The 12,461-nt window shown below is 34.9% G+C and carries 10 protein-coding genes; 4 read left to right on the top strand and 6 right to left on the bottom strand.

Annotation, left to right across the window (positions count from 1 at the left end):
- Positions 1-7 precede the first annotated feature (7 nt).
- From LXH21_RS01090 to LXH21_RS01080, 3 genes are all read right to left on the bottom strand, one after another.
- Complete coding sequence (locus LXH21_RS01090) at positions 8-1,090, bottom strand: DUF3810 domain-containing protein (RefSeq protein ID WP_239861972.1); 1,083 nt, start codon at positions 1,088-1,090, stop codon at positions 8-10.
- A gap of 69 nt (positions 1,091-1,159) precedes the next feature.
- Positions 1,160-2,455, bottom strand: a complete 1,296-nt coding sequence (locus LXH21_RS01085; protein ID WP_239861970.1) for an APC family permease — start codon at positions 2,453-2,455, stop codon at positions 1,160-1,162.
- Positions 2,456-2,598: 143 nt separating this feature from the next.
- Positions 2,599-3,129, bottom strand: a complete 531-nt coding sequence (locus tag LXH21_RS01080) for a DNA-deoxyinosine glycosylase (protein WP_239861968.1) — start codon at positions 3,127-3,129, stop codon at positions 2,599-2,601.
- Between the two features lie 342 nt (positions 3,130-3,471).
- On the opposite strand from LXH21_RS01080, the gene LXH21_RS01075 reads away from it, so the two are divergent.
- From LXH21_RS01075 to LXH21_RS01060, 4 genes are all read left to right on the top strand, one after another.
- On the top strand, positions 3,472-4,935 hold the full coding sequence (locus tag LXH21_RS01075) for an aminoacyl-histidine dipeptidase (RefSeq protein ID WP_239861966.1): 1,464 nt from the start codon (positions 3,472-3,474) through the stop codon (positions 4,933-4,935).
- A gap of 128 nt (positions 4,936-5,063) precedes the next feature.
- Positions 5,064-6,113 (top strand): hypothetical protein, encoded by a 1,050-nt coding sequence (locus LXH21_RS01070; RefSeq protein ID WP_239861964.1) that lies wholly within the window; start codon positions 5,064-5,066, stop codon positions 6,111-6,113.
- The gene (locus LXH21_RS01065; RefSeq protein WP_239861963.1) at positions 6,073-6,831 is read left to right on the top strand and encodes a hypothetical protein; all 759 of its coding nucleotides are present in this window, start codon (positions 6,073-6,075) and stop codon (positions 6,829-6,831) included. The genes LXH21_RS01070 and LXH21_RS01065 overlap by 41 nt, the downstream gene beginning before the upstream one ends.
- Entirely contained in the window at positions 6,816-8,321 is a 1,506-nt protein-coding gene (locus LXH21_RS01060) for a hypothetical protein (RefSeq protein ID WP_239861961.1), read from the top strand. The genes LXH21_RS01065 and LXH21_RS01060 overlap by 16 nt, the downstream gene beginning before the upstream one ends.
- 431 nt (positions 8,322-8,752) lie before the next feature.
- Here the strand turns inward: LXH21_RS01060 and LXH21_RS01055 are convergent, their stop codons facing one another.
- From LXH21_RS01055 to LXH21_RS01045, 3 genes are all read right to left on the bottom strand, one after another.
- Positions 8,753-9,523: a carboxypeptidase-like regulatory domain-containing protein gene (locus LXH21_RS01055; RefSeq protein ID WP_239861959.1), complete on the bottom strand. Its 771-nt coding sequence runs from the start codon at positions 9,521-9,523 to the stop codon at positions 8,753-8,755.
- A gap of 88 nt (positions 9,524-9,611) precedes the next feature.
- Positions 9,612-11,531 carry a DEAD/DEAH box helicase gene (locus tag LXH21_RS01050; RefSeq protein ID WP_239861957.1) on the bottom strand — a complete coding sequence of 640 codons (1,920 nt, stop codon included), beginning with the start codon at positions 11,529-11,531 and terminating at the stop codon, positions 9,612-9,614.
- A 201-nt stretch (positions 11,532-11,732) separates the two neighbouring features.
- The gene (locus LXH21_RS01045) at positions 11,733-12,311 is read right to left on the bottom strand and encodes a non-canonical purine NTP diphosphatase (RefSeq protein ID WP_239861955.1); all 579 of its coding nucleotides are present in this window, start codon (positions 12,309-12,311) and stop codon (positions 11,733-11,735) included.
- Between the last annotated feature and the right edge of the window lie 150 nt (positions 12,312-12,461).

Below are 12,461 nucleotides of genomic sequence, written 5' to 3'. Positions count from 1 at the left end.
ACTTTTATTACGTTTTTAAATCATAATTAATCAGTAAGTTTAAAAACTTACTATAGCTATCCATTCCTTCTGTTTGTTGATTTGCTTTTAAGAATTGATCATAAAAAGCGTGAAAAACAATGTCTATGGGACCTTGATAGCTTTCCCAGAAGTCTTGACTTTCTTGGTAGTTTTCTAAAATCCCAGGATGAACTGTTTTTAGCAAAGCTTTAAATGTTTTTTCATCGCGTCTGTTCCAGTTCCCTAAACAGTAACGAAGTGCAAAGCTATATCCAGAATATTGGAAATAAATATCATTATTTTTCACACAAGCCAAGTATCCAATAAAGTTACATTCGCTTTCGCTCGCATAGCCTAATTGGTGTGCCGATTCGTGCGTAATTACAACGGGTAAATTGTACAGTGGCATTAGATCGTTTACCTGAGCTTCATTGGTGAAAGGGTTGAGGTAACCGCTAAAACCCATGTAGGTGAGAGGCAGACTAAATAACGATTTTTTGATGCTCTTATGTTCATAGTTAAAAAAAGGGTGCTCCTTAGCTAAACTTTTGTAACCGTTTTTATACATGCTAAAAAGCGAATCATGCGGATAAGGAAAAGTCACTTTTACACTATCATTTTGTGTTATTTGATATTGAATGCTGTTTGTTTTCGAAATTAATTTTTTGGTAAAAGCCAATAAGTCAGCATCTGAATAATCACGTGAAATATTCATTTTTTCGAATAAGGGTTCCCGGTAATAGTTAAGCCCCCATAAGAGATGAAATGTAAAATAGAATACAGAAAGAAAACTCAAAACGGTCAATACATTCTTTTTCCAATACAGCTTCCATGTCATTCTCGTTTTATAAAACCATCTTAATACAAATAGAATTAAAATAGCATATAAACAATCACCAATAGAAAAAGGCAAAGACCCAAGTGAAATTCGTGCTGTCTTAGAAATGAAGAGGTACAATCCATTGCTGTAATAGATTTCAATCCACTCTGGAAAAAAGGCGATAACTTTTAAGAAAAGTATTTGTACGAATAAGAAAAAAGGGAGTAGGTATTTTGACTTCACGAATCGATTTTTATGTAAATATAACATGTTATTTATTTTTTTCTAAGTCGAAATTTTAAAATAGATTCTCGTTTTATAGACTGACTCATTTAAATGCTAATTAGATATTTCATTTTCAGGCTTGCTATAATGTTTATGAAGCCATTCGATAATAAAACAAAATGCAATTATCAATGCAGCAATTACAATTCCGATAACATTTGAACTTAATTGTTGCTGGATCAAAATAACCAGAGCTAATGAACAGAGTAGCATTCCTGCAAGAGGAATTATTTTATTTCCGTTGACTTCCTCAGAAAGTTTGTAGCCTACATAATTAACGATTCCAAAAATGAATAGAAAACCAATGCTCCCTGCTGTCGATATACTTTCTAAATCCAGTGTGTTAACCAAAACTAAAGTAGCAATAGCCATTATAAGTAAACCTATGGGCTGCCCCCACAATTTTGATAAAAAATGATGCGGTAATTCATCATCTTCGGCTATTTCATAACTCACGCGACTACCGCCTAATAATGAGGCATTGATCGCGGAGAATGTAGAAATTAATGCAGCAACGGTTATAATAGAAAAACCAATTTGATCCAACATAGGTTTGGCAGCTTCGGCCAGAACATAATCTTCGGCAGTGGCGATTTTGTCAAAAGGAAGTGAGCCCACAGTAACAATAGCAATGATGATATAAAGTAGGATGACAAAGATTACCGAATAGTAATAGGCTTTGGCAATATTTTTCTCGGGCTCTATAATGTCTGGGGCAGCATTGGCAATTAACTCAAAACCCTCATAAGCAACAAAAATAATCATTCCGCCAGCAAATAGTTTCACAGGAGATTCCCAATTTGAGAAAGCGAGCTGGGAAATATTAGCATTCCCGTTAAGACCATAAATTCCCAAACCAATAAAGCCAATAAGAATAATAAGCTTGATGATTACTGCATAGGATTCTATTTTGCCGACTACTTTAATGCTATAATAATTAATAGCTGTAGCTACGATAATTATTAGACTAGCATAAATATGTGAGTCAATATTTTTATCTGCAGTGATTTGAAATAGGTTGGGCGCATAGGAACCAAATGCCGAAGCGTACAAGGACAGCATGATAATATAACTTACCCATAATAAATTATTTGCACCACCACTAAAAATTGAAATTCCGAAACCTTGGTTGATAAATTTTACCGTTCCGCCTCTATTCGGGTAGGTCTTAGATAGATGAACATAACTATAGGAAGTAATTAGTGCTACGATTCCAGCGAGTAAAAACGCAACAGGTGTTCCACCTTGGGCTAAAGATACAGCAAGTCCCAAAATTGCAAAAATCCCCCCACCAACCATCCCCCCAATTCCGATCGAGATAGCATCTTTTAATTGTATTTTATTATTCATGTAGTAGCATTTTGTAATCTAGAATAGACAAGATAAAGCTTCTTTTGTCTAGGATTGTGGTAAAGTGCCTCTTTTTTTATTTTAATCAAAAAAATTAGTCTTACCTATATGGTATATTAATCTATTTTCACAATTTAAATATATTATTTCTGTAAAATAGCTTGCCATGCTTCGCACATTTTTTCGAAGGTAAACCTCGCATTGGCGGGACTTGTACTTGGTAGAGAGAGATAAGTTATTGTGTTTTTTTTCTCGAAATATTTATTGAAAAGGGCTTCAGAGGTTTTACCGTTGAAGGCTATGATTTTAAGCTTTGGATGCTTAATTATGAAATTATCCAAATCATTGGGCTCTTCGTGTTTTATGGCGCTGTCGAGGCTCCCAGTGCGATTTGCATTATTTGCTACATCCCAAAGTCCGATTTTTAATTGGTTTATGAGCGCCAATTTTTCGTTGTAATTTTCAGGTATCGCTAGGTGGGAAATTGTAGCTAATATTTTCCACAATCGGTTGCGCGGATGGCCGTAGTATTCGTTGAGTTCGATGGATTTGTCGCCGGGTAAGGAACCCAAAATCAATATTTCGATAGTAGGGTTAGAAATGGGTGCAAAGGATGATTTTGTTGCAGTAGGTTGCATTTGATCGCTATGTTCTTTGTCGTTTTTTCGTGCCATTGTTATTTTTTTTCGAATGCTTTAAAAAGATAAAGATACGTAGACTGCATGTAATTGTTCTACTTGATGAGTGTGTCACCATTGATTTTTTTTTCTGAACGGAAATTGACTCGATCTCATAATGACTCGGTTTTAGGCGTGCCGGGTCGCGTGAGGGATAGAGGCAAGATACCGCAGTAGCGCCGAAAGCCCGACAGTAGTATAAAAAGGGGCTTTGTATGCGCAAACTAGCTTTAGCCACTTTTTATACTAGTGGCACGCCCAAATTATCTTGAACAAACGGGAGCGTTGTTTTTAAACTTTGTAACTTTGTTTTTTTAAATGTAAAATTCCAACTTTAATATGAGTCAAGAAATAAGAAACCTAGAACCACAGGCTTTGTGGAATAAATTTGCAGATTTGAATGCTGTTCCTCGTCCGTCCAAAAAAGAGGAACGTGTAATTGCATTCATGAAAGACTTTGGGACGCAGCTGGGTCTTGAAACTTTTGAAGATGAAATTCGAAATGTGATTATACGCAAACCTGCTACTCCAGGAATGGAAGATCGCAAAATGGTAACTTTGCAAGGCCACCTTGATATGGTTCATCAAAAAAATAACGATACCGTATTTGATTTTGATACCCAAGGGATTGAAATGTATGTTGACGGAGATTGGGTACGTGCTAGAGGTACTACTTTGGGAGCAGATAATGGTCTTGGTGTTGCTGCGATTATGGCAATACTAGAAAGTACTGATATTCCGCACCCTGCAATCGAAGCATTGTTTACTGTAGATGAGGAAACAGGTATGACTGGTGCTTTTCATTTAAAAGCGGGTATTTTAAAGGGTGATATTTTACTGAATTTGGATACTGAAGAAGATAACGAAATCGGAATTGGTTGTGCAGGTGGAATCGATGTTACTGCTGTTGCTGAATATGATGAGGAGCCAACTCCTGAAGGTTCTGTAGGGTATAGAATTACAGTAAAAGGATTAAATGGTGGACACTCTGGAATGGAGATTCACAAAGGTTTGGGTAATGCCAATAAAATTATGAACCGCATTTTATTTGATGGTTTTGATAATTTTGGATTGCAGATCTCAACGATAAAAGGAGGAAGTTTACGCAATGCGATTCCGAGAGAGAGCGTTGCAGAGGTAATAATTGCTTCGGTTTATGATGAGGCTTTTGAGTTTGATATGCAACAAGTAGTCAATGATGTGAAAAACGAGTTGAGAACTATGGACTCAAATCTTGAAGTAGTTTTTGAGAAATTGGAGAATACGCCACAGAATGTGATGCCGTCAATGGCGCAGTATTATTTTGTACGTTCTATGTATGCAGCCCACAATGGTGTTTATAGTATGAGTGCAGATTTTGATAATTTGGTAGAAACTTCAAATAATATTGCAATCGTAACAGTAGGAAGTGGTAAACTAGAAGTGATGTGTTTGACACGCTCTTCTGTAGAAACTGCTAAGTATGATTTGGGAGCTAGCTTACAGTCGGCTTTTGAGTTGATGGGATGCGAAGTAGAAATTAGTGGCGCGTATCCTGGCTGGACACCAAACCCAGATTCTGCAATTCTTGCAGCATTATTGCCTATCTATGAAAAATTACATAGTGATAAACCAAACGTTGCTGCTTGTCATGCTGGATTAGAATGTGGAATTCTGGGAGTGAATTATCCTGAAATGGATATGATTTCGTTCGGTCCTACAATTCTAGGTGCACATAGCCCAGATGAACGAGCGAGTATTTCCTCTTCACAAAAATTCTGGAAATTCTTATTGGCTGTTTTGGCTAATATTCCTGTAAAGTAGTATAATAGATTGTATTAAATCGGAAAGACAAAGGATATCAAACTCGCTTAGGAATAAGCGAGTTTTTTTTGTAAGAATTGAAAGTGAATTTGTACTTTTGAAATAATATTTTGTAAAGAATGTCGTATATGAAAAAAGTGTTTTTGATTGGTTTTGTGTTGTCTCTTATTCTTTCCTGTAAAGAGAAAAGTCAGCCAGTAAAGGTGTCTCCTGCGTTCTATTTTTGGAAAAGCAATAGCGGTTTGGGAGAAACAGAGAGTAAACATTTGAAGGATCTTAACGTACATAAATTGTATGTGAAATTGTTTGAAGTAGATTATAATGATGTGCAGGGCAACTTTCCGTATGAGAAAAATAAATTGAGTAGTTATGAATTGCGAGACCTAGATTCTGTAAAAATTATTCCAACTATTTTTATTCGAAATGGCATCTTCCAATACAATGATGAAAAGAAATTGGATAAATTGGCTGACGATATTGTGTTCTTAATTGATAAGTACCATAAAGACGACTATGGTGACAAGGAAGTCTTGTTTGAATATGACGAAATCCAGATTGATTGCGACTGGACCAAAACCACAAAGGATAAATATTTTTATTTATTGAAGAAAATCAAATCCCTTTCGGGCAAAAAATTGAGTTGTACCTTACGCTTATATCCGTATAAATATCCTGATATTATGGGAGTGCCACCTGTAGATCGAGCAATGTTGATGTGTTATAATTTGATTAAACCACTGAGCGAAAAAGGAAAAAACTCGATTCTAGATATTGAGGAGTTAAAAAAATATTTAAACCACAAAACAGAATATCAATTGCCGCTGGACGTGGCTTTGCCTGTTTTTTATTGGTCACAGCTGTACCAAAACAATCAATTTGTATCGTTGCTTCAGTTGACAACCAAGGAAGTTCAGTCGTTTGCCAAAAATGTAAAACCATTATGGTACGAAGTGCAAAACGATACAACTATCAACTATTCAACCTATTTAAAAGCGGGTGATCAAATTAAAAGTGAAGAGATAAGTACTACTCAATTGCAAGAAGCAATTGCTGTGATAAAAGAAAATGTAGTTTTTGATGGAGAAACTACCATCAGTTTATTTGATTTAAAGAAGGGAACATTCAAACAATTTAGCAATGAAGAAATTTCTAGTATTTACAGCGCTTTTAATAAGTAGTTTGCAGCAAGTAGCCGCATGTGGATACTCACCCTATGGGGAAGATGTACGCTATTGCTTATTCTTACCCAGTTATTTTGACTATCAAGATTTTGCTGCCTTTAACTACAATGCCAATTTATACAGCGACAGTAGCGCAAGTACGTTTGGATATGAGTCGAACATTGCCGATTGGCATCAATTTCTAGGTAAAAAAGTTCCTATCGATGCAATCAATACTTTTATGTATGATGCTAAGCTAACAGACATACATCCAGATTCACCAAATGCTTTTATAAATTATTTGTATCAAACAAAAGCAACTGCTGTTTTGGAGTATTTAACTATGGCTAAAAAAAGTGAAGTAATTAATGCTGCTGAGTTGTATGATGCTTGGGAGCGAAATGATGCTGAAATTCAAGTGAATCGTGATGCATTTTTAAAACGATTATTGCAGCATTACAAGGTTGAGAAAAATATTTTTTTGAAACGAAAGTATGCATTTTTGGCAATACGAGTAGCCTACTATGCTAAAGAGTATAATCAAATCCATTCGTTATTTGAAACTGAATTTAAAAATGGAAAAAAAGATTACCTCTACTACTGGAGTTTGTATTTTGACTGTTTTGGTAAAGATAATGCCGCTGTAGCAATAGCTAGTGTGATGGCAAATTCTGCTGAAAAAAAAGGGCAACTTATTACTATTTCGGTGAGGAATTTGATTTGCAAAAAACATTAAGTCAAGCATTAACCGAAAAAGATAGTGCAAATGTATATGCCTATGCTTCGGTACAAAAAGTAGATAAAAATTTGACGTTTTTACAAGAAATATATGCAAGAGATCCTAAGTCTAGAATTTTTAGCTTTTTGTTGCTTCGTGAAATAAATAAAATTGAAGATTGGGTGTACACTCCCTACTACACCAATTATTTACCATCGGTTGCTTTTGCGAGTACTTATTTTAACGGTTCAGAAATAGCAACGACCAATTTATTGCGCGAAAGATCAGAGGAAGATCGGTTATATGCGAAGGAAGTGTTAGATTTTGTTACTGGTATTTCGCTATCTACAGTTGAGAATCCAATGCTAGTGAAGGCTTCCAAAATTCAGTTATTGTTCATGACTAAAAAGTACGATGAATGTCTTGCTGCAATTGCATCCTCTGAAATACAGTACAAAAATGAAAAGGCATTCGATCAGATTCAGAAGATAAAAGCATTATGCTTGGTTTCGAATCAAGAAATAAATAAAGCAATTGTTCCAGAAGTTGTGCAGTCTATAATTTTGAAATACCAATCAGATAACCGATTTTTATTTGCTTTGGGAAGAGAATTAGAATTCTTAAATAATAAAGCAGATGGATTAGCCTTAATTGCTTTGGCAAATCCGTCCAGTTATGATGGTTATAGCAGAGAGGTTGAATGGCAAGGCAATCGATTAGAAAATTCGGGTAATCTAAAAGTATTTTATACCTATTTCGATTATTTGGATTTTGTGTATACTCCAAATGATTTACAAAGGATCGTGGATCGAATTAGCAAAGGGTCTTTTACTGATTTTGAGAAGAAAATGTATCGTTCGTTACTAAAGGATAAAGAATATTTGATGGATTTGTTGGGCACAAAATATATTCGTGAAAACGATTTAAGCCGTGCTTATGCCGTATTTTATGCAATGGGTAATGATTACTGGCAAAACAACTATAACGGGTGGGAGCGTGGAACGATGGGTGAAAACTATGCTTTTGACTCCAATCCATTTTATGATTTTAAATATACTGACAAATTTATTAAACATCAGGAGTCTTTCTTGGTTACTAAATTATCTGTAACGCAGCATTTAATAAAATATTTGAACCTGGCGAGCAATCAAAATACCAAAGATCGAGACTATTATTATTTTTTGGTGGCCAATTGCTATCTTAATATGTCACAGGCTGGAAACTCATGGATGATGCGAAGATTCTCGAGCTCATACGGCGATGGTGATGATGAATCATATATTGATCAAATAGAATATCAAAATGCTCAAAAAGCTCAATATTACTATGATTTGGCTTTTGCAAATGCGAAGACAAGTAAATTTAAAGCATTGTGTTTAAGAATGAAAGATTATGCTAAAGGAGGTTTTACAGATCCATTTGATAGCGTAGCGTCACAATACCCGCAATATGATGGTGATCTCTCTTACTGTGAAAGTTTGGAGGAATTTTTTAACGCTAGAAGATAATTTCAAAATAAAAAAATAAACAAAAAATGCGCTATTTGAGAAAATTGCGCATTTTTTGCTTTATACTTAGTTGCGGATTTTCATGATGAAAATTACAATATGCAATTAACTAGTAATTGCTAATCTCTTTTAGGAGCATTCTTTTTATCGCGCTTCTCTTCCTTTTTTTCTTTAGCTGTCTTAGCTGGCTCTTTTTTGACTGTTTTCTTAGTGTCTTGACCTTTTGACATAGTAGTGTTGGGTTAGTGGGTTTTGAGTAAATGTAATTAATAAAGGAATGCGAAAATTGTTTTGCTAGTTATTTTTCCAGTTTCCGTACCTAAATCAAAATATTCAATCGATTAATAGAAAATTTGTCTAAAATAAGTAAACAAAAAAAAGTCCTCAAATTGGAGATCAACTTGAGGACTTTTAATTTATTTTTATGATGTTTATTTTACTTTCTTTAAAATTTTATATTCTTCATAGCAACCACTTATTGCATCCATGATTTGTAAATCATTTGCAGTTTGTATGAAAGACTCGGAATAATTACAGCGTTGTAAAATTTCGGGAATATCTTTTTTATCCAGACCTAAGAGTACTGCTAGCGTTTCACGATCAAATTTAGAAGCTAATAAGTTGCGAACAGTGTCATCTTTTTTCATGTCTTTTAGTTTTCGGAATTCATTTCCTTTATTACTAAAAACATTGTAAAGCATATCGGCAGGATTAAAAATCGAACCTAAAATTTTATTAAAAGCATTGGGTGAATATTCACCAGTCTCGTAACCACTAGTTAATCCAGAAATACTGTAACGGAAATTTTCTTTAAGGGGAATAGTTTTTGAGTCGACTTCAAGGTAACCGGTAAGGTTAAATGGTTTGATTACAATTTCTTCTAGAGCTATAGCTCTTTCAGTCAAGAATATTTTGGCTACTTTGTTCTTTAACCAGTCATTGGTAACTTTTACTCTCAATGATTGAAAACCTAATAATGAGATGTGTAAAGTATCATTGGGACGCACATCAATTTCAAAATAACCTTTAGGATCGGTCTGAGCGCCTCTTACTTTATTTATATTGATGACGTTGGCGTCATTCAAAGGAAGTTTAGTATTGTCATTATAAATATAACCCGTAACCTTTTGAGTTATAGTAGACTCTTGAGCTTGAGTGGATATGGATAATAGTAAAAAAAAGAAAACTACAAAATATTTCATAAACTGATTTAAGACTCTAAAAGTAATAAATCAGCTTTAAATATTTTGTAGTTTCATTGTATAATTACAAGAAAATTAACAAAAGTAATTAATCTCTTCTTGGTCTTCTTGGTCTTGGTGAATCACCAAAGCTTTCAGAACGTCTAGGTGCTCTATCAGATGAACCTTCGCTTCTTGGTGCTCTGTCAGAGAAACCACCTTCACGTCTTGGAGCAGCACTTCTTCCGCCGAAACCACCTTCTCTAGGAGCCGAGTTTCTGTCAGATCTGAAACCGCCACCACCAGAACCTTCACGTCTTGGAGCAAAGTTACCTTCTCTTCGTGGAGCAGAACTTCTTCCGCCACCGAAACCACCACCAGAACTTCTTCCGTTGTGGTCACGTCTTCCGCCACCATCATTTTTAGAAATTTCAACATTAATACGACGTCCTTCTAATTGTACGTTGTTTAATACTTCCATAACTTTATCTGTATGTTCTGGATCTGTGTTAAAGAAAGAGAATCCTTCTTTTACATCTACTTTAAAGACATCATCACGACCTAAGTCCAATGTTTCTTTTAAGTAATCTTTTAATGACATCCAGTCAAAATTGTCTCTTGATCCAATGTTTACAAAGTATCTAGTTGCACCACCAGCATTACCACCTTCTCTTGGAGCGCTATCTCTTTCACGTCTGTCACCAGATTGTGTAGAAATATCTCTATTTTTTTTGTAGTAGTTGATGAAACGATTAAATTCTACAGATACAATTTTCTTGATCAATTCTTCTTTCGACAAATCTTCAAGTACATTGTTAATTGCAGGCAAGTAGTTGTCAATTTCGTGATCAACTTCAGTGTCTTTAATTTTTGTAGCTAAGTGCAACAATTGAATTTCGCAGATCTCAATTCCTGAAGGAATTGTTTTTTCTTCAAACTTTTGTTTGATGATTCTTTCGATAGACGAAATTTTACGCAATTCACTTTTAGTTACAATAACGATAGAAGTACCTAATTTACCAGCACGACCAGTACGGCCAGAACGGTGATTATAAGTTTCTATTTCGTCAGGTAATTGGTAGTTTACTACGTGAGTAATGTTGTCAACATCAATTCCACGAGCTGCAACGTCAGTAGCAACAAGCATTTGAATTTGACGACCTCTAAAAGATTTCATTACACCATCACGTTGCGCTTGAGATAAATCTCCGTGCAATGCAGCAGCACTGTATCCGTCTTCTACTAGTTTTTCGGCTACAGCTTGTGTATCGCGTTTAGTTCTACAGAAAACCACAGAGAAAATGTCTGGGTTACTATCGGCCAAACGTTTTAAAGCTTCGTAACGATCACGTGCATTTACTAAGTAAAATTCGTGAGAAACCGTTGCAGAACCAGAGTTTTTAGCTCCTACTGTAATTTCAACTGGGTCAGTCATAAATTGTTTACCAATTCTAGCTACCTCAGCTGGCATAGTTGCAGAAAACAACCATGTACTTTTACTATCAGGTGTAGTTGATAGGATGTTTACGATATCTTCGTAAAATCCCATGTTCAACATTTCATCTGCTTCGTCAAGAATACAATAGTTAATTTGAGTAATGTTTACCAATCCTCTATTAATCATGTCTTGCATTCTACCTGGAGTTGCAACAATAATTTGCGCTCCTCTTTTAATGTCTCTTGCTTGTTCTGTAATACTAGCCCCGCCGTAAACTGCTACCACATTAATACCTTTTTCGTATTTAGAGTAGTTTTTAAGTTCGTTGGTAATCTGTAAACACAATTCGCGTGTTGGAGATAAAATTAACGCCTGTGTATTTCTATTGTCAGCATCAATTTTCTGAATGACTGGAAAACCAAAAGCTGCCGTTTTCCCTGTCCCTGTTTGAGCCAACGCAACTAAATCTGTGTCTTTTTCCAATAATAGGGGAATCGCTTTCTCCTGTACGTCCGTCGGATTTTCAAATCCTAGATCTAAAATCGCCTTCAGTAACGATTCACTCAATCCTAATTGTTCAAATTTATTCATATGTAATTTTAAATAGGGTGCAAAAGTACTAGAAATATTTCAGATATACTAATGATCCGCTAAGTTTTAATGATTTATTGATATTTGATTATCAGAAAGTTATCTTAAATTAGTACGGTTTTTTTATCAGTTTCTATTTTTTAGAGTTCTTTGATAGTCAGGTGAATGAAAAACATTTATAAAAATAGATGCGAATAATAGTTATTTTATGTTATTCAAATAATCAATTAATAATCGTGTCGCTTTTCCTCTATGGCTTATTTCGTTTTTTAATTCTGATGACATTTCAGCAAAAGTTACTTCATAATCGCTAGGTCTGAATATTGGGTCATATCCAAAACCCGCAGCACCAGATCGTTTTTCTGTAATTGTACCCTTTGCAATACCGGTGAAAAGTGTTTGCTTTCCGTTAAGGTTGAGTGTGATAACAGTTTTAAATTGCGCCACTCTGTTCTTCTTTTGTTCTAATGCTAAAAGTAGTTTGTCCATATTAGCATTAGAATCTGTAGGTTCTCCTGCATAACGTGCAGAGTACACTCCTGGTGCGCCATCAAGTTCGTCTACTTCAAGTCCTGTGTCATCGGCAAAGCAATCGTAACCATATTTTTCTGTTACGTAATTGGCTTTCAAAATTGCATTTCCTTCAATTGTGTCGGCAGTTTCTGGAATTTCTTCAAGGCAACCAATCTCTGCTAAACTTAGGATTTGAATAGTAGACGGTAATAATTGTTGTACTTCTTTTATTTTGTTTTTATTGTTGGAGGCAAATACTAGTTGCATAATTATATTTTATAGTGAGTACCCAAAGGTACATTATTTTAGAAAAATTGAATTATTCAATTATAGTATTGAGATGTCTAATTGTATTCTCAATAGAGTTTTCTAGCAAATATTGCTTGTTATTTTTGACAACTTAGCTACTGTATTGCA

The sequence above is a fragment of the Flavobacterium algicola genome (assembly GCF_022399565.1).
Classification (GTDB): domain Bacteria; phylum Bacteroidota; class Bacteroidia; order Flavobacteriales; family Flavobacteriaceae; genus Flavobacterium; species Flavobacterium algicola.
The sequence above is the reverse complement of the archived record's forward strand: the minus strand, read 5'-3'. Positions and strand labels throughout refer to the sequence as shown.

Excerpts from the sequence above, each read along its gene's own strand:
- LXH21_RS01090 (WP_239861972.1), bottom strand. The coding sequence starts at position 1,090 with ATGTTATATTTACATAAAAATCGATTCGTGAAGTCAAAATACCTACTC.
- LXH21_RS01085 (WP_239861970.1), bottom strand. The coding sequence starts at position 2,455 with ATGAATAATAAAATACAATTAAAAGATGCTATCTCGATCGGAATTGGG.
- LXH21_RS01080 (WP_239861968.1), bottom strand. The coding sequence starts at position 3,129 with ATGGCACGAAAAAACGACAAAGAACATAGCGATCAAATGCAACCTACT.
- LXH21_RS01075 (WP_239861966.1), top strand. The coding sequence starts at position 3,472 with ATGAGTCAAGAAATAAGAAACCTAGAACCACAGGCTTTGTGGAATAAA.
- LXH21_RS01070 (WP_239861964.1), top strand. The coding sequence starts at position 5,064 with ATGAAAAAAGTGTTTTTGATTGGTTTTGTGTTGTCTCTTATTCTTTCC.
- LXH21_RS01065 (WP_239861963.1), top strand. The coding sequence starts at position 6,073 with ATGAAGAAATTTCTAGTATTTACAGCGCTTTTAATAAGTAGTTTGCAG.
- LXH21_RS01055 (WP_239861959.1), bottom strand. The coding sequence starts at position 9,523 with ATGAAATATTTTGTAGTTTTCTTTTTTTTACTATTATCCATATCCACT.
- LXH21_RS01050 (WP_239861957.1), bottom strand. The coding sequence starts at position 11,531 with ATGAATAAATTTGAACAATTAGGATTGAGTGAATCGTTACTGAAGGCG.
- LXH21_RS01045 (WP_239861955.1), bottom strand. The coding sequence starts at position 12,311 with ATGCAACTAGTATTTGCCTCCAACAATAAAAACAAAATAAAAGAAGTA.